Source organism: Streptomyces sp. NPDC042100 (genome assembly GCF_055582325.1).
Window position 1 is genome coordinate 241,081 of record NZ_JBVJDK010000002.1, and the last position, 24,171, is coordinate 265,251.

22 protein-coding genes and 2 tRNA genes are annotated in these 24,171 nt (G+C 72.4%); 4 read left to right on the forward strand and 20 right to left on the reverse strand.

The genetic code is table 11. The features are described 5' to 3' along the window. Positions 1 to 77: 77 nt before the first annotated feature. Complete coding sequence (lepA, locus tag ACZ6J5_RS05330; protein ID WP_469387826.1) at positions 78 to 1,949, reverse strand: translation elongation factor 4; 1,872 nt, start codon at positions 1,947 to 1,949, stop codon at positions 78 to 80. Positions 1,950 to 2,135: 186 nt separating this feature from the next. On the opposite strand from lepA, the gene rpsT reads away from it, so the two are divergent. Further along, positions 2,136 to 2,402 carry a 30S ribosomal protein S20 gene (rpsT, locus tag ACZ6J5_RS05335; RefSeq protein ID WP_030211082.1) on the forward strand — a complete coding sequence of 89 codons (267 nt, stop codon included), beginning with the start codon at positions 2,136 to 2,138 and terminating at the stop codon, positions 2,400 to 2,402. A gap of 306 nt (positions 2,403 to 2,708) precedes the next feature. Here the strand turns inward: rpsT and holA are convergent, their stop codons facing one another. After that, a complete protein-coding gene (holA, locus tag ACZ6J5_RS05340) occupies positions 2,709 to 3,698 on the reverse strand; it encodes a DNA polymerase III subunit delta (RefSeq protein WP_469387828.1) in 990 nt (329 codons plus the stop codon). A 56-nt stretch (positions 3,699 to 3,754) separates the two neighbouring features. Here holA and ACZ6J5_RS05345 point away from each other — a divergent pair, with 56 nt between their 5' ends. After that, entirely contained in the window at positions 3,755 to 4,000 is a 246-nt protein-coding gene (locus ACZ6J5_RS05345; RefSeq protein ID WP_469387830.1) for a hypothetical protein, read from the forward strand. 11 nt (positions 4,001 to 4,011) lie between these two features. Here the strand turns inward: ACZ6J5_RS05345 and ACZ6J5_RS05350 are convergent, their stop codons facing one another. From ACZ6J5_RS05350 to ACZ6J5_RS05390, 9 genes are all read right to left on the reverse strand, one after another. After that, positions 4,012 to 4,896 (reverse strand): YceI family protein, encoded by an 885-nt coding sequence (locus tag ACZ6J5_RS05350; RefSeq protein WP_469387832.1) that lies wholly within the window; start codon positions 4,894 to 4,896, stop codon positions 4,012 to 4,014. Positions 4,897 to 5,045: 149 nt separating this feature from the next. Further along, entirely contained in the window at positions 5,046 to 6,281 is a 1,236-nt protein-coding gene (locus ACZ6J5_RS05355; protein WP_469388654.1) for an MFS transporter, read from the reverse strand. Positions 6,282 to 6,316: 35 nt separating this feature from the next. Beyond that, positions 6,317 to 6,922, reverse strand: a complete 606-nt coding sequence (locus ACZ6J5_RS05360) for a winged helix-turn-helix domain-containing protein (protein WP_469387834.1) — start codon at positions 6,920 to 6,922, stop codon at positions 6,317 to 6,319. A gap of 125 nt (positions 6,923 to 7,047) precedes the next feature. Further along, positions 7,048 to 9,555, reverse strand: a complete 2,508-nt coding sequence (locus tag ACZ6J5_RS05365) for a ComEC/Rec2 family competence protein (protein ID WP_469387836.1) — start codon at positions 9,553 to 9,555, stop codon at positions 7,048 to 7,050. Beyond that, positions 9,552 to 10,223, reverse strand: coding sequence for a ComEA family DNA-binding protein (locus ACZ6J5_RS05370; protein ID WP_469387838.1), 672 nt, complete (start codon positions 10,221 to 10,223; stop codon positions 9,552 to 9,554). The genes ACZ6J5_RS05365 and ACZ6J5_RS05370 overlap by 4 nt, the downstream gene beginning before the upstream one ends. A 452-nt stretch (positions 10,224 to 10,675) precedes the next feature. Further along, positions 10,676 to 11,521, reverse strand: a complete 846-nt coding sequence (locus ACZ6J5_RS05375; RefSeq protein WP_469387840.1) for a DegV family protein — start codon at positions 11,519 to 11,521, stop codon at positions 10,676 to 10,678. Positions 11,522 to 11,575: 54 nt separating this feature from the next. Next, positions 11,576 to 12,289, reverse strand: a complete 714-nt coding sequence (locus ACZ6J5_RS05380; protein WP_469387842.1) for a hypothetical protein — start codon at positions 12,287 to 12,289, stop codon at positions 11,576 to 11,578. 174 nt (positions 12,290 to 12,463) lie between these two features. Beyond that, positions 12,464 to 15,334: a leucine--tRNA ligase gene (gene leuS, locus ACZ6J5_RS05385; RefSeq protein ID WP_469387844.1), complete on the reverse strand. Its 2,871-nt coding sequence runs from the start codon at positions 15,332 to 15,334 to the stop codon at positions 12,464 to 12,466. A 268-nt stretch (positions 15,335 to 15,602) separates the two neighbouring features. Beyond that, a tRNA-Ala gene (locus tag ACZ6J5_RS05390) sits at positions 15,603 to 15,675 on the reverse strand. Between the two features lie 132 nt (positions 15,676 to 15,807). Here ACZ6J5_RS05390 and ACZ6J5_RS05395 point away from each other — a divergent pair. Beyond that, the gene (locus ACZ6J5_RS05395) at positions 15,808 to 17,115 is read left to right on the forward strand and encodes a glycosyltransferase 87 family protein (RefSeq protein WP_469387846.1); all 1,308 of its coding nucleotides are present in this window, start codon (positions 15,808 to 15,810) and stop codon (positions 17,113 to 17,115) included. On the opposite strand, the gene ACZ6J5_RS05400 is transcribed toward ACZ6J5_RS05395, so the two are convergent. The 8 genes from ACZ6J5_RS05400 to ACZ6J5_RS05435 all read right to left on the reverse strand — a co-directional run bounded on the left by ACZ6J5_RS05400 (position 17,094) and on the right by ACZ6J5_RS05435 (position 21,803). Next, positions 17,094 to 17,327, reverse strand: coding sequence for a hypothetical protein (locus tag ACZ6J5_RS05400; protein ID WP_361163216.1), 234 nt, complete (start codon positions 17,325 to 17,327; stop codon positions 17,094 to 17,096). The genes ACZ6J5_RS05395 and ACZ6J5_RS05400 overlap by 22 nt on opposite strands. Positions 17,328 to 17,584: 257 nt before the next feature. Further along, positions 17,585 to 17,657, reverse strand: a tRNA-Ala gene (locus ACZ6J5_RS05405). Positions 17,658 to 17,752: 95 nt separating this feature from the next. Continuing rightward, positions 17,753 to 18,406: a histidine phosphatase family protein gene (locus tag ACZ6J5_RS05410; protein WP_469388655.1), complete on the reverse strand. Its 654-nt coding sequence runs from the start codon at positions 18,404 to 18,406 to the stop codon at positions 17,753 to 17,755. After that, positions 18,403 to 18,840: a ribosome silencing factor gene (rsfS, locus tag ACZ6J5_RS05415; RefSeq protein WP_469388656.1), complete on the reverse strand. Its 438-nt coding sequence runs from the start codon at positions 18,838 to 18,840 to the stop codon at positions 18,403 to 18,405. The genes ACZ6J5_RS05410 and rsfS overlap by 4 nt, the downstream gene beginning before the upstream one ends. A gap of 81 nt (positions 18,841 to 18,921) precedes the next feature. Continuing rightward, positions 18,922 to 20,646: an LCP family protein gene (locus tag ACZ6J5_RS05420; RefSeq protein ID WP_469387848.1), complete on the reverse strand. Its 1,725-nt coding sequence runs from the start codon at positions 20,644 to 20,646 to the stop codon at positions 18,922 to 18,924. A gap of 19 nt (positions 20,647 to 20,665) precedes the next feature. After that, complete coding sequence (gene nadD, locus ACZ6J5_RS05425) at positions 20,666 to 21,286, reverse strand: nicotinate-nucleotide adenylyltransferase (protein ID WP_469387850.1); 621 nt, start codon at positions 21,284 to 21,286, stop codon at positions 20,666 to 20,668. A gap of 53 nt (positions 21,287 to 21,339) precedes the next feature. Beyond that, entirely contained in the window at positions 21,340 to 21,504 is a 165-nt protein-coding gene (locus tag ACZ6J5_RS05430; RefSeq protein ID WP_469387852.1) for a hypothetical protein, read from the reverse strand. 83 nt (positions 21,505 to 21,587) lie between these two features. After that, positions 21,588 to 21,803 (reverse strand): hypothetical protein, encoded by a 216-nt coding sequence (locus ACZ6J5_RS05435; RefSeq protein WP_469388680.1) that lies wholly within the window; start codon positions 21,801 to 21,803, stop codon positions 21,588 to 21,590. Positions 21,804 to 21,922: 119 nt separating this feature from the next. Between ACZ6J5_RS05435 and ACZ6J5_RS05440 the strand changes: the two genes are divergently transcribed. Beyond that, a complete protein-coding gene (locus ACZ6J5_RS05440) occupies positions 21,923 to 23,044 on the forward strand; it encodes a M48 family metallopeptidase (protein WP_469387854.1) in 1,122 nt (373 codons plus the stop codon). Here ACZ6J5_RS05440 and ACZ6J5_RS05445 read toward each other — a convergent pair. Then, positions 23,029 to 24,108 carry an SCO2583 family membrane protein gene (locus ACZ6J5_RS05445; protein ID WP_469387856.1) on the reverse strand — a complete coding sequence of 360 codons (1,080 nt, stop codon included), beginning with the start codon at positions 24,106 to 24,108 and terminating at the stop codon, positions 23,029 to 23,031. The genes ACZ6J5_RS05440 and ACZ6J5_RS05445 overlap by 16 nt on opposite strands. Positions 24,109 to 24,171: the final 63 nt, after the last annotated feature.

Genomic DNA, 24,171 nt, shown 5'->3' on the forward strand with positions numbered 1-24,171 from the left:
ACGAACGGGTCCGAGCGCACCCCGCGCCCGGACCCGTTCGTTGCATAGGACAGCTATTTCCTGGCCGTCCGCGCGGCCTACTTCTTGCCCTTGCCGCCGGCGGAGTCGTCGCTCGACAGGACGGCGATGAAGGCCTCCTGCGGGACCTCCACGGAGCCGACCATCTTCATCCGCTTCTTGCCTTCCTTCTGCTTCTCCAGCAGCTTCCGCTTACGGGAGATGTCACCGCCGTAGCACTTGGCGAGGACGTCCTTGCGGATGGCGCGGATGGTCTCGCGGGCGATGACCCGGGAGCCGATCGCGGCCTGGATCGGCACCTCGAAGGCCTGCCGGGGGATGAGCTCGCGCAGCTTGGCGACCAGGCGGACGCCGTAGGCGTAGGCGGCGTCCTTGTGCGTGACGGCGGAGAAGGCGTCGACCTTGTCGCCGTGCAGCAGGATGTCGACCTTGACCAGGCTGGACGCCTGCTCGCCCGTGGGCTCGTAGTCGAGCGAGGCGTAGCCGCGGGTCTTGGACTTCAGCTGGTCGAAGAAGTCGAAGACGATCTCGGCCAGGGGCAGGGTGTAGCGGATCTCCACCCGGTCCTCGGAGAGGTAGTCCATGCCGATCAGCGTGCCGCGCCGGGTCTGGCACAGCTCCATGATCGCGCCGATGAACTCGCTCGGGGCCAGGATCGTGGCGCGTACGACGGGCTCGTACACGTCGCTGATCTTGCCCTCGGGGAACTCGCTCGGGTTGGTGACCGTGTGCTCGCTGCCGTCCTCCATGACCACGCGGTAGACCACGTTGGGGGCGGTGGCGATCAGGTCGAGACCGAACTCGCGCTCCAGGCGCTCGCGGATCACGTCGAGGTGCAGCAGGCCGAGGAAGCCGACGCGGAAGCCGAAGCCGAGGGCCGCGGAGGTCTCCGGCTCGTAGACCAGCGCGGCGTCGTTGAGCTGCAGCTTGTCCAGCGCCTCGCGCAGGTCCGGGTATTCCGAGCCGTCCAGCGGGTAGAGGCCCGAGAACACCATCGGCTTCGGGTCCTTGTAGCCGCCGAGGGCCTCGGTGGCGCCCTTGTTCAGGGAGGTGATCGTGTCACCGACCTTGGACTGGCGGACGTCCTTCACACCGGTGATCAGGTAGCCGACCTCGCCGACGCCCAGACCGTCCGACGCCGTCATCTCGGGCGAGGAGACGCCGATCTCCAGCAGCTCGTGAGTGGCGCCGGTCGACATCATCTTGATGCGCTCGCGCTTGTTGAGCTGCCCGTCGACGACACGGACGTACGTCACGACGCCACGGTACGAGTCGTACACGGAGTCGAAGATCATCGCGCGGGCGGGCGCGTCGGCGACGCCGACCGGGGCCGGGACGTCGCGGACGACGCGGTCGAGCAGCGCCTCGACGCCCATGCCGGTCTTCGCGGAGACCTTGAGGACGTCCTCCGGCTGGCAGCCGATGAGGTTGGCCAGCTCCTCGGAGAACTTCTCCGGCTGGGCGGCCGGCAGGTCGATCTTGTTCAGGACCGGGACGATGGTGAGGTCGTTCTCCATCGCCAGGTACAGGTTGGCGAGGGTCTGCGCCTCGATGCCCTGCGCCGCGTCCACCAGCAGGATCGTGCCCTCGCAGGCGGCGAGCGACCGCGACACCTCATAGGTGAAGTCGACGTGCCCGGGGGTGTCGATCATGTTCAGGATGTGCGTCCTGCCCTCACCCTGCCCGTCGGTGGGCGCCCAGGGAAGGCGGACCGCCTGGGACTTGATCGTGATGCCGCGCTCGCGCTCGATGTCCATCCGGTCGAGGTACTGGGCGCGCATCTGCCGCTGGTCGACCACACCGGTCAGCTGGAGCATCCGGTCGGCGAGCGTGGACTTGCCGTGGTCGATGTGCGCGATGATGCAGAAATTGCGGATCAGAGCCGGGTCGGTTCGGCTCGGCTCGGGCACGTTGGTAGGAGTCGCGGGCACGCAGGGTTCTCGTCTCGGGGCGATGTTCAGAACGGATACGTAGGCTCCATGGTCCCATGACTGCGGTCCGGCGCTCGGTTTGGGCGGGGTGGAGGACGGCTGATACCGTGGACAGCTGTGTCTCGTATGCCCTCTCAGCTGCGTGGCACATCCTGAAGAAACATCGAACCTGTAAAGGCTCTTTTCGTGGCGAACATCAAGTCCCAGATCAAGCGGAACAAGACCAACGAGAAGGCGCGCCTGCGCAACAAGGCCGTCAAGTCGTCGCTCAAGACCGCGATCCGCAAGGCCCGCGAGGCTGTCGCCGCCGGCGACCTCGAGAAGGCCACCGTTGCCGCTCGTGCCGCCTCGCGTCAGCTCGACAAGGCTGTCTCGAAGGGTGTCATCCACAAGAACGCCGCCGCCAACAAGAAGTCGGCGCTGGCCACCAAGGTTGCCTCCCTCCAGGGCTGAGCTCTGATGTGACCGGCCGCACGGGACTCCAGCGGGCCCTCTAACCGCTCCCGCCGGCCACCCCGGCCTCGTACGCGAGACGCGTTCGCCACGCGTGTACGGGCCACCGAGCGTGAACCTCCGGGCCCCGCGACCTCCTTCCCCAGGAGGGCGCGGGGCCCGAGGCGTATCCGGGGCGAGGGCGTGCCGACGCGCCGTATCCGGGGCACGGGCGTGCGCACGCGCGCTCCGGGCCTCCGAGCGGCTCCGGGCAGGGGGCGGCTCCTGGGCAGGGGAGCCTCCGGCGGGCAGGGGAGCCTCCGGGGCTCAGCCCCGCCGCATCCGCGCCGCCCTCGCGATCGTGACGACCGCCTTCTCCAGCGCGTACTCCGGGTCGTCGCCGCCGCCCTTGACGCCCGCGTCGGCCTCCGCGACCGCGCGCAGGGCGAGGGAGACGCCGTCGGGGGTCCAGCCCCGCATCTGCTGGCGCACCCGGTCGATCTTCCAGGGCGGCATCCCCAGCTCGCGCGCGAGGTCGGCGGGCCGCCCGCCGCGCGCGGAGGACAGCTTGCCGATGGCCCGGACGCCCTGCGCGAGGGCGCTGGTGATCAGCACGGGCGCGACGCCGGTCGAGAGCGACCAGCGCAGTGCCTCCAGGGCCTCCGCCGCCCGCCCCTCGACGGCCCGGTCCGCGACCGTGAAGGAGGAGGCCTCGGCGCGGCCCGTGTAGTAGCGCCCGACGACGGCCTCGTCGATGGTGCCGTCCACGTCCGCCGTGAGCTGTGCGACCGCGGCGGCCAGCTCGCGCAGATCGCTGCCGATCGCGTCGACGAGCACCTGGCACGCCTCGGGCGTGGCCGAACGCCCGAGCGCCCGGAACTCCTGCCGCACGAAGGTCAGCCGCTCGGCGGGCTTGGTGGTCTTCGGGCAGGCCACCTCGCGCGCCCCGGCCTTGCGGGCGGCGTCGAGCAGCCCCTTGCCCTTCGCGCCGCCGGCGTGCAGCACGACGAGGGTGACGTCCTCGGCAGGCGCGTCGAGATACGCCTTGATCTCCTTGATCGTGTCCGCCGGGAGGTCCTGCGCGTTCCGCATGACCAGGACCTTGCGCTCGGCGAAGAGCGAGGGGCTGGTCAGCTCCGCGAGGGCGCCGGGCTGGAGCTGCTCGGGGGCGAGGTCCCGCACGTCCGTGTCGGCGTCGACGGCGCGGGCCGCCGCCACCACCTCGCGGACCGCGCGGTCGAGGAGCAGGTCCTCCTGGCCCACGGCGAGCGTGACGGGGGCGAGGAGGTCGTCGGTGGAAGTCTTTCTGGTGGCCATCGCGCTCCAGCATCCCACGCGCCACCGACAGCCGGGCCATCGTCGAGAATGTGCACGTGAGCGATGTGAGACACGTACTGGTACTCCCCGACCGCGACGCCGCCGAGGAGGTCGCCGAGGAGCTGCCCGACCGTTTCGGCCTCTCCGAGGAGCCGCAGCTGGTCCGGGACGCCCTGGCCGGCGAGGACGACGCCGAGGACGCCCAGTGGCTGGTGGTCGTGGAGGACCCGCGGGGGCTGCTCGACCCAGCGGCCCTCGACGCGCTGGCCGCCGAGCACGACGGCTGGCTGGAGGCGCCGTAGCGGACGGCGGACTACGGCTTCCTGGGGACGATCTGCACGTCCAGGTCGATGGTGATGCTGGAGCCGACCGCCGCGATGCCCCGCGCGAGCAGCGTCTGCCAGGTCAGCGTGAAGTCCTCGCGGTGCAGCTCGGTGCTCGCCCGGCAGGCGGACCGGGTCTCGCCTTCGAGCCCGCTGCCGATGCCCAGGTACTGGGTGTCCAGGGTCACCGTGCGGCTGACGCCGTGCAGGGTGAGCGCGCCGGTGACACCCCAGCGGCTGCCGCCCCGGTGGGTGAAGCGCTCGCTGTAGAACTCGATCGTCGGGTACGCGCCGATGTCGAGGAAGTCGCCGGAGCGCAGGTGGTCGTCGCGCATCCGCACCCCCGTGTCGATGGAGGCGGCGTCGATCACCACGTGCATGGCGGACTGCTCCATGCGTTCGGCGATCCGCACGACACCGGCGAAGCTGTTGAACCGGCCGTGGATCCGGGCCAGTCCGATGTGCCGCGCGGTGAAGCCGATCTGGGAGTGCGTGGGGTCGATGTCCCAGTCCCCGGGCTCGGGGAGCTGGGCCTGGGGCGCGATCTGGAGCGCCAGGTCGCCGAGGGCCGCGACGCCGTGCTCGGGGACGACCGCCGTGCCGTGGTACGGGGTGTAGCCCTCGGCGGTCACCGCGAGCCGGTACTCTCCCGCCGGCACCGTCGCCAGCACGCTGCCGTACGGGTCGGTCTCCCCGGCGAGCACCTTGCGGCCCGCCGTGTCGCTGACCGTGAACTCGGCCTGGCGGACCGGCTCGTCGACGGGGTCGAGGACCCGGCAGGTGAGGACGCCCGCCGAGGGCGGGAAGGCGAGTCCCGCGAGCGGGCCTCCCCGGGCCGCCGCCGAACCGCGCTTGCCGAACAGACCACCGAACATGTCACGTACCCCCGGACCTGCCACCGGCGTACACCGGTGTATCGCTCACTCGTTCACTTCATCAACGAAAATACATTCGATCACTGATGTGAGGTTCGAGGCAAACGACGCAAGTGTTACCCAGAGTCCGAATATTCCGCCTGTTCCGCTCAGCTCCGGACCCGGACCGGCTCCTCGTCCCGCTCCGGCAGCTCCCGCAGCCGCGCCAGCGGCGAGGGCAGCACCCACAGCACGGCGAGCACCGCCCCGACGGTGGCGATCCAGAGGGTCGGCCGCAGCCCGACGACCGTGCCGAGCACGCCACCGGCGAGCGCGCCCAGCGGGCGGAAGCCGTGGTTGAGGGTGCGGAAGGCGCCCATCACCCGGGCCCGGATCGGGTCGGGTATCAGCGCCATCTGGAAGGAGCCGGCCGCGATGTCCACCAGCATCACGCCGGTGCAGGACAGGAACTCGGCGACGAACAGCAGCCCGAGGACCATCGGCAGCGGCCCGTCGGCGAGCGGGATCAGCACCAGCGGCAGGGTGAAGCCCACGAAACCGGCCACCAGCGAGGGGCCGATCCCGATCGCCCGGACGACGGCACCGCTGCACGCCGCCCCGAGCAGACCGCCCACGGCCCCCGCCGCGAGCACGGCGCCCAGCACGCCCGCGCTCAGCCCGAGTTCGGCCGTCGCGTAGAGCACGAAGAGGGTGTGGAACATGTAGTTGAAGAACTGGACCGTCCCGGAGGCGGCGAACAGCGCGCGCATCGACGCGTTCCGCACCACCCAGCGCAGCCCCTGGACGAAGTGCCCCTTCTCGACGGGCGCGGGCGGCGGCTCGACGGGCCGGATCCGGGCCAGGTAGCCGGCCGAGACGACGTAGGTGAGCGCGTCCGCCGCCAGCGCGAACGGCGCGGTGAGGACCTGCACCAGCACGCCGCCAATGCCCGGTCCCGCGAGCCACGCCATCGAACGGCTGCCGTTGACGAGCGAGTTGGCCTGCACATAGCGGTCGGCGGGGACCATCGCCACGAACAGCGTGGTGTTGCACGCCTCGAACAGCACCGTGAGCGCCCCCACCCCGAAGGCCACCGCGTAGAGCTGCCCGAGAGTCAGGAGATCGAGCAGATAGGCGACAGGGAGCGTGATCAGCAGCGCCGCCCGGCCGAGGTCCGCCGCGATCATGGCGCGCCGCCGCCGCGCCTGCCGGTCGGCCCACGCGCCGAGCGGCAGGTTGAGCAGCAGCGCGGGCAGCAGCTCGGCCGTCTTGAGCCAGCCCATCTGCGCGGCGTCGGCGCCGAGCACCAGGACGGCGGCGAGCGGGAGGGCCATGAGTGAGATCTGGTCCCCCACGAAGGAGATGGTCTGCCCCGTCCAGTACCTCCGGAAGGACCGTTCCCGCATCAGCGCGGGTACGCGTTCGGCGATCGCCACCTCTGTCACTCCTCTCTGTCCACGAAGGCGATACGCAGGATCCCCACAGGGCGGGCCCCCTCGGGCCGCCGCGCGGGGTCGTTCTCGCGCTCCTCGTAGGGGCGCATGAGCTCGTCGATCCGCTGCCCGAGGCCGGTCAGCTCCTCGGGGGTCAGATGGAGCAGCGTGTCGCCGAACTCCTCGGCCGCCCGCCACTCGGCGGGCAGGGTGTGCCGGTTCTCGATGGCCCTGACGACCCGCTGGAAGTAGTGCTCCGCGACGGCGGCGCTGAGGGCGTCCGCCGCCTGGGCGACGGCGGCGTCCTCGCTGCGCTCCGGCCACTCGGTGAACCGGGCCGTCGCCCGCCAGGGCTTCTCCCGCCCCTTGCCGCCGGGCGCCTGCTCGACCAGCCCGTACTTGGCGAGTATCCGCAGGTGGTACGAGCAGCTGGCCACGGACTCACCGACCAGCCCGGCCGCCTGGGTGGCGGTGTACGGGCCGCTCTTGCGCAGCAGACCCACGAGGGTCATCCGGGTGGGATGGGCGTAGGCCCGAAGGGCGCGCGGGTCGGTCAGCTCGACACTGTGCCGCTGCTCGTGCGGCTGCTCCTGCTCCCGTTCCTGTTCCGTCATGATGAAAAGGTATCTTTAGAAAGACTCCTTTACAAGGATTTCTTTAGAAGCGCTTCTCAAGAAGGACCTCTCCGGAAGGGCCCTTAAGAAGGGCCTCTCCGGAAGGGCTCCTCCGGAGGGCTCCTCTAGAAGGCGCCCAGCGCGTGGGCCGTCAGCGTCTCCCCCGCCCCCGTCACCGCGACGGCCCCGTCCCGGTCCGTGCTCAGCACCCGCGCCCCACCGGCCCGCAGCGCCCCGACGGTGAGCGGCGAGGGATGCCCGTACGGGTTGTCCCGGCCCGCCGACACCAACGCCAGCCGGGGCCGCACCGCCCGTATCAGCCCCGGGTCCTGGTGGGCGGAGCCGTGGTGCGCGACCTTCAGCACGTCGACGGGCGGCAACCCCGGGTACGCCCGCAACAGGCCCCGCTGGGCCGGGGGTTCGAGATCCCCGAGCAGCAACAGCCGCACCCCGCCCGCCGCACGCACGAACAACGTCACACTCGCGTCATTGGCCCCGTCCTCCCCGTCCTCCCTGTCCTCCCTGCCTTCCCCGTCCTCCCCGAACCCGCCACGGGCGCCCCCGCCACGCCCCGCCGACGCTCCCGCCGCCTCCCCCTCCCCAGCCCACAACACCCGCCACTCCAAAGGCCCCAGCACCCGTCGCTCCCCCGCCCGGGCCCGCACCAGCGGGACGCCCGCCGCCGCTGCCGTCCGGCGCACGAACTCCGTCTGCTCGGCCGGCCGCGCGAGCCCGGTCGTCTGGATCGCCCCCACCTCCCGCCCCCGCAGCACCCCCGGCAGCCCGGCCACATGGTCGGCGTGGAAGTGAGTGAGGACCAGCAGCGGGATCCTGCGTACCCCGAGCTCCCGCAGGCACCGGTCCACCGGCGCCGGTTCGGGCCCGGCGTCCACCACCACGGCGGTGTCCCCACCGGCCGCCAGCACCGTCGCGTCGCCCTGGCCGACCTGGCACATCGCGAACACCCACCCCGGCGGTGGCCAACCGGTCGCCCACCGCGCCAACGGCGGCGGGCGCACCACCGCCACGCACAGCAGCAGCACACAGCACGCCCCGACCCAGCGCCGGTACGGCAGGCGCCGGGCGCCCGTCACCACGAGCGCGGAGAGCAGCGCCAGCAGCAGCCCGCCCCACCAGCCGTCCGGCCAGTCGGTCTCCGCCCCGGGCAGCGCCGCCCCCGCCCTGGCCACCCCCGCGATCCATCCGGCGGGCCACCCGGCGACCGCCGCCACCACTCCGGCCGCCCACGGCCACACCTGCTCCAGCCCGAGGACCGCGAAGCCGAGGACCGTGGCCGGGGCCACCGCAAGCTCGACGAGGAGGTTGGCGGGGACCGCGACCAGGCTCACCCGGGCCGCGAACACCGCCACCACGGGCGCGCACACCGCCTGCGCCGCCAGCGTGGCCGCCAGCGCCTCCGCGATCCGCCCCGGCACCCGGCGCCGCCGCAGGGCCTCGCTCCACCGCGGGGCCACCGTGAGCAGCGCCCCGGTGGCCAGCACCGACAGCAGGAAGCCGTAACTCCGCGCCAGCCACGGGTCGTGCAGCACCAGGACCAGCACCGCCGCCGCGAGCGCCGGGATCAGCGACCGGCGGCGGCCCGTCGCGACGGCCAGCAGCGTGACGAGCCCGCACGCCGCCGCCCGCAGCACGCTCGGGTCCGGCCGGCACACCACGACGAACGCCAGCGTCAGCACGCCCCCGGCCACGGCGGTGGTCCGCAGCGAGATCCCGAGCCTCGGCGCGAGCCCCCCGCGCTCGGCCCGCTGCGCGGCACCGGGCCTGCCGATCAGCAGGAGCAGCACCAAGGTGAGGTTCGATCCGGAGACGGCCAGCAGGTGCGTGAGGTCGGTCGCCTCGAAGGCGGCCTCCAGATCGGGGCCGATCCGCGAGGTGTCGCCGACCACCAGCCCCGGCAGCAGGGCCCGCGCGTCCGGGGGCAGCCCTTCCGTCGCCCGCCGCAGCCCGGCCCGCAGCTCTCCGGCCGTGCTCTGGAGCGCGCTCGGCGGCCCGGTGATCCGGGGCGGCCCGCCGCCGTCCGCCCGGAGCACGGCGGCGAACGGATCGTCCTCCCGCGAGGGGAGCGCGAGCCGGCCCGCCACCCGCAGCCGGGTCGACGGCAGCAGCCGCAGCCACTCCCGGCGGCCCTCGCCGGCGGGCACCAGGACCAGCACCGGCGCCCGGGTCCGGTGCACCGCGCCGTCCCGGTCCTCGACCCGGACCGCCTCGCCCTCCAGGACCACGGAGACCGGCATCGCCCGGCTCCCGGCCGGCCGCGGCCGGGTCAGCCTCGGGTCCGCGCCGAGGACCACCTCCGCCGTCACCCGCCCGCCGTCCCGGGCGAGCCCGGGGACCGGCCCGCGCCGCAGGTCGGCCGCGTGCAGCCCGCCGGACGCGGCACCGGCGGCGGCGCAGAGCAGCGCCCCGGCGCAGGCGGTGGCCCGAAGTCCCGGCCGCGCGGCGGGCCGGAGCAGCGGCACGGCCCCGGCCAGGCAGAGCAGCACGCCCGCGACGCTCCACCAGCCGGTGACTCCCACGGCCACGGCGGCCCCGCCCCACGCGGCCAGGGCCGGCGGCACGAGCCGCAGATCGGCCGGCCCCTCGTCCCACCGCGCGCGCTCGCCCGGGCTCACGGCCGCACCAGCGGTTCCAGGTCGGCGAACCGGCGCTCGCCGATCCCGTCGACCTCGCGCAGCTCGGCGACCGACCGGAAGCCGCCGTGCTCGACGCGGTGCTCCACGATGTGCCGGGCCAGCACCGGGCCCACTCCCGGCAGGCCGTCGAGCTGCTCCACGGTCGCCGCGTTGAGGCTCAGCGGCTGAGCGGGCCCCGGCGCTCCCGCCACCCCCGCGATGCCGCCGGGCACCGCCGGAAGCCCCACGAGGACCTGTTCGCCGTCCAGCAGGACCCGGGCCCGGTTGAGACCCGTGACGTCCGCTCCGGGTCGCACCCCGCCCGCCGCCCGTAGCGCGTCGGCGACCCGGGAGCCCGCGGGCAGCGTGAGCACCCCCGGACTGCGCACCTTCCCGCCGACGTCCACGACGACCACGGGCGCCGCCGAGACAGAGGGCGCCGCCGAGGGCAGGCCCGACCCCCCGGCCGCGTCTCCGCCCTGCTCCCCCGCCGACGCCGCCCCGGCCCCCGGCAGCGGCCGGACCGCGCCGACGACTTCGGGGGCCCTGACCCGCTCGGGCCGCCCGGTCCAGAAGAACGCGCCCGCGATCCCCGCGGCCACCACGAGGACCACGGCGAGTGCGGCCAGCGAGCGCTGTTCGAGCCCGCACCGGGTCTGCGCCCACAACGGCAGCCGGTCCCGCAGCGCGAACCACAGCCGTGCCCGTCGCGTCGACCGCCGGGGCGGCGGAGTCTCCGGGGGCGGCGACGGAGGGGGCGCGGGCGATCGGGGCGGCCGGGGCGGCACCGTCGCCGGGAACAGCGCCTCGCCCCGGCCCCGTACGCCCAAGGGCACCCCAGCCCCGGCCCCGGCCCCAGGCCCCGGCCCAACCGCGCCCGCGTGCCGGGCGCGGGCCCCGCCGCGGTGCCGGGCCCGCCCGTCCGAGCCCGGCGCCCGGCCGGGACCGCTCGTGACCACGGCACCCCGGGTCCGTCGACGGGTCGTTGCGATGTGTGTGCGAAGAGTCATGGACGAGACGGTAGGAGGGTCTCGCCCCGCGTGCCGACGCCCCTCAATTCCGGTGGACTACCGACCAGTTGTGGAAAACTCCGTCACCCGGACGGGTGTGGCCGGGACCGTCAGCGCGGCGAGACGACCACCGCGAGCAGGCCCGGCCCGGTGTGCGCGCCGATCACCGCGCCCACCTCGGTCACCTGGAGCTCCTCGACGGCCGGCAGCCGGCTCCTGAGCCGCTCGGCCAGCGCGGCGGCCCGGTCGGGGGCGGCGAGGTGGTGGACGGCGATGTCGACGGGGCCGGCCCCGGCCCGCTCGACCGCGATCTCCTCCAGACGAGCGATCGCCTTCGAGGCCGTGCGCACCTTCTCCCGCAGCTCGATCCGCCCGCCGTCCAGCTCCAGCAGCGGCTTCACGGCCAGCGCGGACCCGAGGAGCGCCTGCGCGGCGCCGATGCGCCCGCCCCGGCGCAGATAGTCGAGGGTGTCGACGTAGAAGAACGCGGAGGTGCCCTCGGCCCGCTTCTCGGCCGCAGCGACGGCCTCGTCCAGCGTGCCGTCCGCGTCGGCCGTCTCGGCGGCGGCCAAGGCGCAGAAGCCGAGCGCCATCCCCACCATCCGGGTGTCCACGACCCGCACCGGCACGGGGGCGTCCTTCGCGGCCACCACGGCGGCGTCGTACGTCCCGGAGAACTCGGCGGACAGGTGCAGCGAGACGATGCCCCGGGCACCCGCGTCGGCGGCGGCCCGGTACGCCGCGGCGAAGACCTCGGGGCCGGGCCGCGAGGTGGTCACCGAGCGGCGCTTCTGCAGCGCCTCGGCGAGGGAGCGGGCCGAGATCTCGGTGCCCTCCTCCAGCGCGCGGTCGCCGATGACGACGGTGAGCGGGACGGAGGTGATGGCGTGCCGCTCCATCGTCTGGGGTGGCAGGTAGGCCGTGGAATCGGTGACGATCGCGACATGCCGGGACATGAGCGGGAGGTTACCCGCAGGGGCCCCGGCACGGCAGCCCGGCCCCCGCCGGTCTCAGGTCGTGGTCTCCGGACGCGCCGTCTTCTCCCACGGATAGGGCGTCCGCAGCGGATCGGGGCCGGTGATGGCCTGCGGCTGCTCGGGCGCCGGGGCACCCGTGTCGGACCACGAGAACGCGTCGGCGCGGCCCGGCTGGGCGGACGCGGGCGCGCCCTCGGCGCCGGGTCCGGTCCAGTGCCGCAGGGCCCCCGCCTCCATGTCGATCTGCGCGCTGAGCGAGGACAGGTCGTCCTGGGCGAACCGCTGCGCCCGGTCTCTGGCCGCCCAGCGCAGGGCGTCGGCGGAGTGGGTGACCTGCTCGGTGCGCCGCCGGAGATCGCCGAGCTGCTCGCGCACCCGCGCCTTGTCCGGCTCCCGTTCGAGCCGCTTGAGGTCCTCGTCCAGCTCCCGCCCGTGGGAGCTCAGCCGCGCGAACAGGTCGAGGGACTCCTTCAGGGAGGCGTCCTCGGCGACGCCCGCCTGGAGCGCGTCCTGGGTGGCGCGCATGGAGGTCCGCAGGGCGAGGCGGAGCTGCGCCAGCTCGCCCGCGACACCGGTCTGGCCGAAGCTCTTGGCGCGCAGGGTGGTGTCCTCGACCGTGCGTCTGGCCTGGTCGATCGTGCGGTCCACACCCCGTTTGGCCGCCTTGGCCACCTTCACCGTGGCGTAGACCCCGAGCGCCACGAAGGCGACGAAGAGCAGCGCCATGATCACGATCGCGGCTTCCATGTGCCTCGCCCCTCCGGCTGCGGTTGCGTTTCCTCCACCGGCGAGCTTCCACCTGTGGTTCTTCCACGGTAAACGCAGAGGGCAGGCCGGGGGTTCCAGCGGAACCCCCAACCTGCCCCCACCGACCCCCTAGGGGGTGTCTGACAGCATGCGCCGGTGTCGGCGCCCTCGTCGTCAGGCGACGATGTTGACCAGCTTCGGCGCCCGCACGATGACCTTGCGGATCTCCGCGCCGCCCAGCGCCGCGACGACGCCGGCGTCGGCCAGCGCCAGCGCCTCCAGCTCCGCGTCGGTGATCGACGGCGAGACCTCCAGGCGGGCCTTGACCTTGCCCTTGATCTGCACGACGCAGGTCACGGTCTCGTCCACGACGTACGCCGGGTCGGCGACCGGGAAGTCCTGGTGGACGACCGACTCGCCGTGGCCCAGGCGGTGCCACAGCTCCTCGGCGATGTGCGGGGCCAGCGGGGCCACCAGCAGCACCAGCCGCTCGGCGACCGGGCGGGACAGCGCGCCGCCGGACTTGGTCAGGTGGTTGTTCAGCTCGGTGATCTTCGCGATGGCGGTGTTGAAGCGCATCGCGGCCATGTCCTGGGAGACCCCGTCGATGGCCTTGTGCAGGGCGCGCAGGGTGTCCTCGTCGGCCGGCTCGTCGACGACGGTGGCCTCGCCGGTCGCCTCGTCGACGACGTTGCGCCACAGGCGCTGCAGCAGGCGGTACTGGCCGACCACGGCGCGGGTGTCCCACGGCCGGGAGACGTCCAGGGGGCCCATGGCCATCTCGTACAGGCGCAGGGTGTCGGCACCGTACTCGACACAGATCTCGTCGGGGGTGACGGCGTTCTTCAGCGACTTGCCCATCTTGCCCAGGACGCGGCTGACCTTCTCGCCCTCGTACCAGAACGCGCCGTCGCGCTCCTCGACCTCGGCGGCCGGGACCGCGATGCCTCGGGCGTCCCGGTACACGAAGGCCTGGATCATGCCCTGGTTGTACAGCTTGTGGAACGGCTCGGCCGAGGAGATGTGCCCCAGGTCGAACAGCATCTTGGACCAGAAGCGGGCGTACAGCAGGTGCAGCACGGCGTGCTCGGCGCCGCCGACGTACAGGTCGACGCCGCCGGTGGGCATCCCCTCGCGGGGCCCCATCCAGTACTGCTCGATCTCCGGGTCGACCAGCTGCCGGTCGTTGTGCGGGTCCAGGTAGCGCAGCTCGTACCAGCAGGAACCGGCCCAGTTGGGCATGGTGTTGGTCTCGCGGCGGTACTTCTTCGGGCCCGCGCCGTCGCCCAGGTCCAGGGTGACGTTGACCCAGTCCTCGTTGCGGGACAGCGGGGTCTCCGGCTGGGTGTCCGCGTCCTCCGGGTCGAAGGTGCGCGGCGAGTAGTCCTCGACCTCCGGCAGCTCCAGCGGCAGCATCGACTCGGGCAGCGAGTGGGCGACGCCGTCCTCGTCGTAGACGATCGGGAAGGGCTCGCCCCAGTAGCGCTGGCGGCTGAACAGCCAGTCGCGCAGCCGGAAGTTGACGGTGCCCTCGCCGATGCCGCGGTCGGCCAGCCAGGCGGTGATCCGCTCCTGGGCGTCGACGACGCCCAGGCCGTCCAGGGAGACGTCCTCGTTGGAGGAGTTGACCAGCTTCGCCTCGTAGGAGGAGAACGCCTCGTCCCAGGTGGACGGGTCGGTGCCGCGGTCGTCCGAGGGCTCCACGACGCAGCGCATCGGCAGCTCGAAGGCGCGCGCGAAGGCGAAGTCACGGCTGTCGTGCGCCGGGACGGCCATGATCGCGCCGGTGCCGTAGCCCATCAGGACGTAGTCGGCGATGAAGACGGGGACCCGCTCGCCGCTGACCGGGTTGGTCGCGTACGCGCCGGTGAAGACGCCGGTCTTCTCCTTGGCGTCGGCCTGCCGCTCGACGTCGGACTTGGCGGCGGCCTGCTTGCGGTACGCGTCGACGGCGGCGGCCGGGGTGGCGTGGCCGCCGGTCCAGACCTCGTGGGTGCCCTCGGGCCAGGCGGCCGGGACGATCTTCTCGACCAGCTCGTGCTCGGGCGCCAGCACCATGTAGGTGGCGCCGAACAGGGTGTCCTGGCGGGTGGTGAAGACGGTGATGGCACCGGCGTCGCCGACCTGGAAGTCGACCCGCGCGCCCTCGGAGCGGCCGATCCAGTTCCGCTGCTGCAGCTTGATGGCCTCGGGCCAGTCCAGCGCGTCCAGGTCGTCCAGCAGGCGGTCCGCGTAGGCGGTGATGCGCATGTTCCACTGGCGCAGCTTGGCCTTGAAGACGGGGAAGTTGCCGCGCTCGGAGCGCCCGTCGGCGGTGACCTCCTCGTTGGCCAGGACGGTGCCCAGGCCGGGGCACCAGTTGACCGGGGCGTCGGAGGCGTACGCCAGGCGGTACTCGCCCAGGACGTCGGCGCGCTCGACGGCGCCCAGGGCGTTCCAGTCACGGCCGCCGGGGACCTCGCGGGTGCCGTTCTCGAACTGCTCGACCAGCTCGGCGATCGGGCGCGCCTTCCCGGCGTCCGCGTCGTACCAGGAGTTGAAGATCTGCAGGAAGATCCACTGGGTCCAGCGGTAGTACTCGGGGTCGATCGTGGCGAACGAGCGGCGCTTGTCGTGGCCCAGGCCCAGCCGGCGCAGCTGGACCTTCATGTTCTCCATGTTGGCCTCGGTCGACACGCGCGGGTGCGTGCCGGTCTGCACGGCGTACTGCTCGGCCGGCAGGCCGAAGGCGTCGAAGCCCAGGGTGTGCAGGACGTTGTGCCCGGTCATGCGCGCGTGGCGGGCGAAGACGTCGGTGGCGATGTAGCCCAGGGGGTGGCCGACGTGCAGGCCCGCGCCCGAGGGGTAGGGGAACATGTCCATGATGAACTTCTTGGGGCGCGCCACGACGGCGGCGTCCCCGGCCAGGTCACCGGTGGGGTTCGGGGCCTCGTAGGTCCCCTCGGCGTCCCAGGCGTCCTGCCAGCGTGCCTCGATGTCGGCGGCCATGGCCGCCGTATAGCGATGCGGGGCCGCCGTCTCGGCAGCCGTATTGATCTCGGTCATGATCCTTGAAGCTCCATCGATCGTCTCTGCCCACTGCCGGCAACTGCCACGAAACGAAAAAACCCCTCGCACAGGAGGGGGCGCCGCGCCGATGCCGACCGGATCTTCATCCGTCGGGACTGATCAGCGCGGCTCGCTAAGCAGAAGGCGTACGGCACGCATGGCGCCAGGGTACCGCAGGGCCTCTCCGGGCCGCATCGACGTTCCGGGCCGTGGACGCACATGAAGAAAGCGGGCCATCCGATTCGGATGACCCGCTTCCCATCTGTGGAGCTAAGGAGATTTGAACTCCTGACCCCTTGCATGCCATGCAAGTGCTCTACCAACTGAGCTATAGCCCCTTGTCTTTCATCTCCGCTTCGGTTTTCGTTTCCGTTTCCCTCGCGGCGACAGACAGAACATTAACCGGATCCTCGCCGGATCGCCAAATCGTTTCCCGGAGCCTCCGAACCCTGCGGGTAGGGTCGCCCCCTGTGACCGAGTCCGTGCTTGCCCGCTCCCCCGCCCGAAGGTGGCCCCTGGCCACCGCCGCCGTCGTCTGCCTGCTGTCGTTCGCGGCCTTCTGGGTGGCGCAACGCCTCGCCCACGTGAACATGCTCGACGTGATGGTCTACCGGGCCGAGGCCGAGACGCTGCGGGCCGGCGAGGACCTCTACGCGATGCGGGCCACGTCGGCGAACCTCGCCATGACCTACCCGCCGTTCGCGGCCGTGCTGTTCCTGCCGCTGACCCTGGTGTCCGTCCCCCTGATGCGGACGCTCACCACCGCCGGGAACCTGCTCCTGGTCGTCGCCCTGGTGCAGTTGTCGCTCCAGCTGATCCGCCCGGCCCTGTCCCGCGCGGGAGCGCGCGCCGACCTATGGCGTACGACCCTGTGGATCGCCGCGATCGCGGTCTGGTGCGAGCCGGTGTGGACGACGCTGCGGTACGGGCAGATCAACCTGCTCGTCGCGGTGGCGGTGCTGTGGGATCTGACACGCCGCGAGGGCAGCCGCTGGGCCGGACTCGGCATCGGGCTCGCGACCGCCGTGAAGCTCACCCCGGGCCTCTTCGTGGTCCTGCTGCTCGCCGCCGGACTGCTGCTGTGGCGCCGCGACCGCGCCCTCAACCAGTGGCTGCGGACGGCGCTGACGGCCACCGGCGTCTTCCTGGTGACGACGCTCACCATGGCGCTGGCCCTGCCGGCGGACTCGAAGAGGTTCTGGACCGGGACGCTGTTCGAGACGGGCCGGGTCGGCCACGCCGAGGAGACCGCCAACCAGTCCCTCAGCGGGGTCCTGGCCCGGCTGCTGCACACCGACGCCCCGGGCCTGTGGTGGGTGGCCGCAGCGGCCCTGCTGGGCGGCGCGGCGATGGTGCTGGCGGTGCGCGCGGCGGTGCGCGGCGACAAGGCGGTGGCCGTGATCACGACCGCCTTCACGGCCCTGATGATCAGTCCGATCTCCTGGTCCCACCACTGGGTGTGGTGCGTGCCGCTGCTGATCCTGCTGTACGACCGGACCGGGCGGCTGTGGCCGGTGACGGGCGCGGTGGCGCTGGCCTTCGCCTCGTTCGCCCTCTGGTGGGTACCGCACGACCCGGGCCGTCCCGAACTGGACCAGAACGCGGGCCAGATGCTGCTGTCGGCGGTCTATCCGCTCACGGCGACGCTGGTGTTCGCCGGGTACGCGCTGACGCTGCGTCGGCGGGCGGCCGAGGGCCGGGGCGCGCCCGCGCGGGACGCCGTGACGGCCGGGGCGCGGGAGGCCGAACCGGCGGCTCAGGCCGTCGCGAAGGAGTAGAACCGCTTGAGGGTGCAGTGCTCGTCGAGGAGCCGGCCGTAGATCGGCTCCCCTTCGAGTTCACGGTAGGTCTCGATGGGGTCGCCTTTTATGATCAGCGCCCGCGCGCATTCCTCGCACCAGTACTGGAACGCGGGGTTGACCGGGTCCATGTCCCGGACGATCGGCGTACCGCTGCCGCACCAGTCGCACTTCCGCCTGTGTGCACCCATCGCTCAGCTCCGGCTGTGAGGGCAGGGCGGACACGACGGACACGGACGGGACGCGGCTGGTTCCGCGACGGCATCGGCTTCGGTCACCTCGGCACCGTCCACGGCCATGCGCGCTCCCTCCCGCCCCGGACCCACGTCCCCCTCCGGCGGTCCGATTCTGCCATGGCCCCGCAAGGGCGTCAGCGCCGTCGACGTCGGTACGAGGGAGCGGAAACGACGAATCCCGCCCCCTGCTGGGGACGGGATTCGAGGATTTGTGGAGCTAAGGAGATTTGAACTCCTGACCCCTTGCATGCCATGCAAGTGCTCTACCAACTGAGCTATAGCCCCTCGTGTTCTTCGCGCTCTGCGCTGCGAACAAGAAGAACTCTAGCCTGTGACCTACCGGAAAGTGAAATCCGAGGTCCCCGGGCCCTGGGCCGGGCTCAGTCGTCGTCGCCGAGGACGGGCTCGGGCAGCGTGCCGGCGTTGTGCTCCATGAGGCGCCAGCCGCGCGCGCCCTCGCCGAGGACGGACCAGCAGCAGTTGGAGAGCCCGCCAAGGCTCTCCCAGTGCTGGGCCTCCAGGCCCAGCAGCCGGCCGATGGTGGTGCGGATGGTGCCGCCGTGGCTGACGACGACGAGCGTGCCGTCCTGAGGGAGCTTCTCGGCGTGCTCCAGGACCACCGGGGCGGCCCGGTCGGCCACCTCGGTCTCCAGCTCGCCGCCACCTCGGCGGACCGGCTCGCCTCGCTTCCAGGCGGCGTACTGCTCGCCGAAGCGCGAGGTGATCTCGTCGTGGGTGAGGCCCTGCCACTCCCCCGCGTAGGTCTCCCGCAGCGCGGCGTCATGGGCGACCGCGAGGCCGGTGACCGCGGCGAGCTCGGCGGCCGTGGCCGCCGCCCGCTTCAGGTCGGAGGCGACGACCGCATCGGGCTCCAGGGCCGCGAGCAGCCGGGCGGCCCGGCGCGCCTGGGCGACGCCGGTCTCGGTCAGCTCGATGTCCGTGGAGCCCTGGAAGCGGCGCTCCAGGTTCCAGGAGGTCTGGCCGTGGCGCCACAGGACGATGCGGCGGCCGGTGCCGCCCTTGCCGCCGCTCAGCTCAGCTCACCGTCCGCCCCGTCGGCGCCCATGAGGCGGGCGTGCTCCTCGGCCTTGCCGAGCGTCTTCACGGCGTCCTCGGGCAGGGGGATCTCGGGGCAGTCCTTCCACAGGCGCTCGAGCGCGTAGAAGACGCGCTCCTCGCTGTGCTGGACGTGGACGACGATGTCGACGTAGTCGAGGAGGATCCAGCGGGCGTCGCGGTCGCCCTCACGGCGCACCGGCTTGGCGCCGAGCTCCTTGTTGAGCCGCTCCTCGATCTCGTCGACGATCGACTTGACCTGGCGGTCGTTGGGGGCGGAGGCGAGCAGGAAGGCGTCGGTGATCGACAGCACATCGCTGACGTCGTACGCGATGATGTCGTGCGCGAGTCGGTCGGCCGCCGCCTGGGCGGCGAGGGTGACGAGCTCGATGGAGCGGTCCGTGGCGGTCACAAGCAGGCTTTCGTCGGCGGTCATGGGTCCCCTCAAGGGTCTCATGTACCGCCGACGTGCCCGAATAGGATTACCGGAGGGTCATCGCTCGGCTCCGGGAGCCTTGAAGTCACGCCCGATCACCACGGTGACCTCGGCGTTTCCGGCCGCCTTGCCCTTGCTCACGGAGCCCTCGGGCAGGCCGAGGGTCTTGGCGACCTCGACCGCGGCGCCCTTCTGGGCCTCGTCCCCGTAGACGACCTGGGACTTCTCCTGGATGTCGGCCTTGGTGCCGCCGACCACGACGTAGCCGCCGTTGGTGAGGACCACCCGGGCCGTGTCCGTGGCGCCGGAGCCGCTGGCGTCGCGGATCGCCACGCGGGTCACTCCGCTCTGGTCCGGAGCGGAGACCTTGCCGCCGAGGATGTCCTTGACCACGCTGTCGCCGGTGGCCTCGCTGAGCGAGCCGTCCGTCTCGACCGGCAGGACCGTCGTCTTGTAGTCGCCGACCTTGGCGTGCTCGGCCAGCTTGGCGAGGGAGGCGCCGAGGTCCTTCTCCGGCAGCGAAGGGTCGAGGATCTGGGCGAGGGTCTCGATGGTGACCGTGGCGGCCTTGGGGTCGTCGGAGATCTTCCGCAGCACCCCGTACATGACCTGGCCGAAGCGCTGGAGCTGCTTGGCCTCGGGCTCGCCGGGCGCGCGGTACGTGGCGTAGGCGACGGCGGCCCGCCCGTTGAGGGTCTGGTTCTCGCCCTTCTCGACCAGCGGCGCGGCACCGGCCTTGGCACCGGGCACATCGGTGTCGGTGGTGATGTCGATGCTGCTGACGAGCTCGACCAGGCTCTCCAGGTACGGGGTGTCGAGGCGCCAGGTGCCGGTGATCTTCGTACCGAGGAGGTTGCCGACCGCCTCGCGGGTGCCGCTGGAGCCGTCGTCCTGGACGGACTTGGCGAGCGTGGTGGAGGAGCCCTCGTCGTTGGCGACGGCGAGCGAGTTGGGCAGCAGGACGGTGGTGCCCTGCTTGGTCGTGGCGTTGTCCACCAGGAGGGCGGTGGACGTGCCGCCGCCGGTGGTGTTGTGCAGGTGGACGATGATCGTGTCGCGCTTCTGCGGGCCGGTGGCGGCGGTACGCTCGGCCTCGTCGCCGGACATGCCGGGGAGCTTCCCCGCGTACCAGAGGTAGCCGACGCCGCCGGCCACGAGGAGGACCACGGCGACCACGAGGGCGACGACGCGGTTGCGCCCGCGGCGGCGGGCCTCCTCGCGCCGCTCGGAGCGGCTCTCGGTGAACGCGAGCCAGTCGATGACGTCCTCGGAGTCCTCGTCGGGCTCCTCGATGAACGAGAACTGCTCGGTGCGGTACGCGCGCCCGTCGTCCTCCGGCGCCGGACGCTGCCCGGGCACGCCGCTCTGCGCGGCGGGCTGCGCGGCGGTCTGCGGGACCGCCTCCGGGACCTGCGGCTCGGCGGCGGGCGCCGGGACCACGGGGGCGGCCTCGGTCCGGACGGCCCACTGCTGCGCGGTGTGGTCGGCCTGGACCTGCGCGCCCGTGTCGTACGGCGGCTGGTAGTCGTACGAGGCCGGCTGGGCGTACGGGTCGTACTGCGGCTGCTGGACCGGCTGGGCGTACGGGTCGTAGCCGTACTGCTGCTGGTGCTGGTGCTGGTCCTGCTGCGGCGCCTGCTGTTGCTGGTGCGGCTGCTGCGCGTACGGGTCGTAGTGCTGCTGCGGCACCTGCTGCTGGTACACCGGCTGCCCGTACGCGTCGTAACCGATGATCTGCGGCTGCGGGTAGTACGGGTCGTACGGGTTCTGCTGATCGTTCACCGGTGCCCCTCCCCGAGGCTCACTCGCCGCGGTACAGCTGGCGCTTGTCGATGTAGCGCACCACGCCGTCCGGAACCAGGTACCAGACCGGGTCGCCCTGCGCGACCCTCACCCGGCAGTCGGTGGAGGAGATGGCGAGCGCGGGGACCTCGACCAGCGAGACCCCGCCCTTGGGCAGGCCGTCGTCGGTGAGGTCGTGGCCCGGGCGGGTGACGCCGATGAAGTGGGCGAGCGCGAACAGCTCCTCGGCGTCCCGCCAGGTGAGGATCTGTGAGAGCGCGTCGGCGCCGGTGATGAAGAAGAGGTCCGCGTCGCTGTTGAGGGAGCTCAGGTCCCGCAGCGTGTCGATGGTGTACGTCGGACCGCCGCGGTCGATGTCGATGCGGCTGACCGAGAACTGCGGGTTGGAGGCGGTCGCGATGACCGTCATCAGATAGCGGTCCTCCGGCGCCGAGACCGCCTTGTGGCTCTTCTGCCAGGGCTGCCCGGTCGGCACGAACACCACCTCGTCGAGGTGGAACAGGGCGGCCACCTCACTGGCGGCCACCAGGTGTCCGTGATGGATCGGGTCAAACGTTCCGCCCATCACGCCGAGTCGGCGCTTGCCGCGACCGCCGGTAGGCACTTCCTGCTCTCCCATGCGTGCAGAGCCTACTGGCACGGCGGCAGACGCCGGATCAGCGGCCTCTCGGCTCAGCGGTCGCGGTTGAAGCGGGTGGTGACCCAGAGCAGAAGCAGCAGCACGAGCAGGGCGCCGCCACCCGTCACGTACGGGCTGAGGCTTTCGTGGTTTCCGCCGTGCTCGGCACCCTCGTTCGCGAGCGTGACCAGGTTGGCGGCGGTGGCGTGGAGGCTCATCTTCGGCAGGACCTTCGATCGGGGATGGGAGCGGAGACTTCGCGCACATCGTATGCGGGAGGTCGCGGCGCGCTCACGCCGACTCAGGCGTTGGCGTCACCCGCGTCCTTTTCGGCCGCCTCGCCGGGCCCGCCGTCGCCCTTGTCGCCGTAGCCCCGCAGCAGGAACCAGGCCAGCAGGGCGCCGCCCACGATCGAGACCAGCAGCACGATGCGGAGGGTGTCTCCGGGGCCCTGCTGCTCCGTCGCGGCGAGCAGGGTGGTGACGGCGGTGGTCGCGTGGTCCGTCATGGCGGTCATGCTCCTCGATTGTCCGCGGTGCCCGAGTTATCCACAGGCTCCGGCACACGGTAGTCCCCTCGCCTAGGCTGGGTCGTGTCAGGGGGACGAGCACCGACTCGTACGAATTGGGGGCATCCATGACCGAGAACCAGCAAGGAAACCTTCCGGGGCGCAACCGCAGGCGCTTCGCCGGCATCTCCTCGCGGGCCTACGAGCACCCGGCGGACCGCTCGGCGCTGGTCGCGCTGCGCAAGCTGAGCGGCTTCGACACCGTCTTCAAGGCACTGAGCGCGCTGCTGCCCGAGCGCAGCCTGCGCCTGCTCTTCCTGTCCGACTCCGTGCGGGTGAGCGACGCGCAGTTCGCCCATCTCAACGACATGCTGCGGGACGCGTGTTACATCCTGGACCTGGAGAAGGTCCCGCCGATGTACGTCACGCAGGACCCCAAGCCGAACGCGATGTGCATCGGCCTGGACGAGCCGATCATCGTGGTCACCACCGGCCTGGTCGAGCTGCTCGACGAGGAGGAGATGCGGGCCGTCATCGGACACGAGGTGGGCCACGCGCTGTCGGGCCACGCGGTGTACCGGACGATCCTGCTCTTCCTCACCAGCCTGGCCGTGAAGGTGGCCTGGATCCCGCTGGGCAACGTGGCGGTCATGGCGATCGTGACGGCGCTGCGCGAGTGGTTCCGCAAGTCGGAGCTCTCGGCGGACCGGGCGGGGCTGCTCGTGGGGCAGGACGTCCAGGCCTCCATGCGCGGGCTGATGAAGATCGCCGGCGGCAACCACCTCCACGAGATGAACGTGGACGCCTTCCTCGCCCAGGCCGACGAGTACGAGAAGGGCGGCGACCTGCGCGACTCCGTGCTGAAGATCCTCAACGTGCTGCCGCGCTCGCACCCCTTCACCACCGTGCGGGCGGCCGAGCTGAAGAAGTGGACCGAGACCCGGGACTACCAGCGGCTGATGGACGGGCACTACCCGAAGCGGAGCGAGGACAAGGACACCTCGGTGACCGACTCCTTCCGCGAGTCGGGCCGGCACTACGCCGACACCGTGCGCACCAGCAAGGATCCGCTGATGAAGCTGGTCAGCGACATAGCCGGCGGCGCCGGGGACCTCGCCGGGGACCTGAGCGGCAAGCTGTTCGGCCGGGGCGCCAAGGGTGGCCAGGGTGGCAACGGCGGCCAAGGCGGCGGGGACGAGCAGCGCGGCAAGGACGAGCGGGGCGGGCAGGGCGGTCAGGCCGAGGGCTGAGCGCCCGGGGCCAGGGTCCCGCAGAGGCCGCCGATGGCGGGCCGGCCCGTCGCGTACGGGTCGGTGACCGCCTGGTGGGCGCGGTCGGCGCGGGCGCCCGCGAGGAGCGGGCGCAGCGCGCCGGTGGTGTCGCCGTCGCAGCTCTGCGGGCCCGCCTGGACGGTGCTGCTGAACAGCTCCGCGTGGTGCGCCCGCAGGTCCTCGCGGTCGAAGCGGAAGCGCAGCTCGCGGTGGACCGTGAAGAGCGAGGCCCGGGGCGCCGGGCCGGGGCCCGCGGAGGCGGGGCGGACCGCGTAGGTGAAGGTGTGGTCGGCGGTGACCTCCAGGAGGTCGGTGTCGAGCTCCACGATGTGCAGGGTGCCGTGGACGCGGACGGTGGGGGCGGCCAGGGTGACCTGGCGGGGGTCGAAGCGGACCAGCCAGCCGGCGACGGCGTGCCGGCCGTCGTCCTGGGGCTGCGCGACGCTCCGGTCGAACTGCTCCAGCTGGTCCGGGTCGATCAGGAGCCGGGCCGGGCGGACGGTGGCGCCGGTGAGGACGCCGGGTTCGAGGGAGGAGGCGACCAGGTATTCCTTGGCGATACCGAGGGCGGAGAGGACCTGGCTCTCGGAGAAGTGGGGGGTGCGGTCGGTGAGCGGGAAGTTGATCCCGGCGGCGCCGACGGCGTATTCGGCGGCGGGGCTGTGGGCGAAGAGCCGGTCGGCCGTGCCGCCGGGGACGGGGCCCTCCGGGGCGAGGGGGACGACCGTGGTGCGCAGCGGTTCGGCCCGCTGGTCGACGGGGGCCTGGTAGGGGGTGCGGACGCCGAGGTAGACGGCGGTGCCGAAGGCCAGCAGGATCATGAGGACGAGCATCAGGGCCGGCCGGGAGCCGCCGCCGCGGCCCTCCCAGGAGGGGCGGGAGCGGACGGCCTGGCCGTACTCCCCCATCCGCTCCTGGGCGGAGAACTCCTGGAGCCGGGCAGCACGGACGAACGCCTCGTCGAAGACGACGGCTCGGTACTCGTCGTCACCGCCGGGGAGCCCCTCGGGGGTCCCCTCAGGCGGGTCGCCACGCCCTGCCATACCTTCAGGGTAGGTCTGCGGAAGCCCCGGTAAACGCCGAGCGGCCCGCGACTTCGCGGCGGC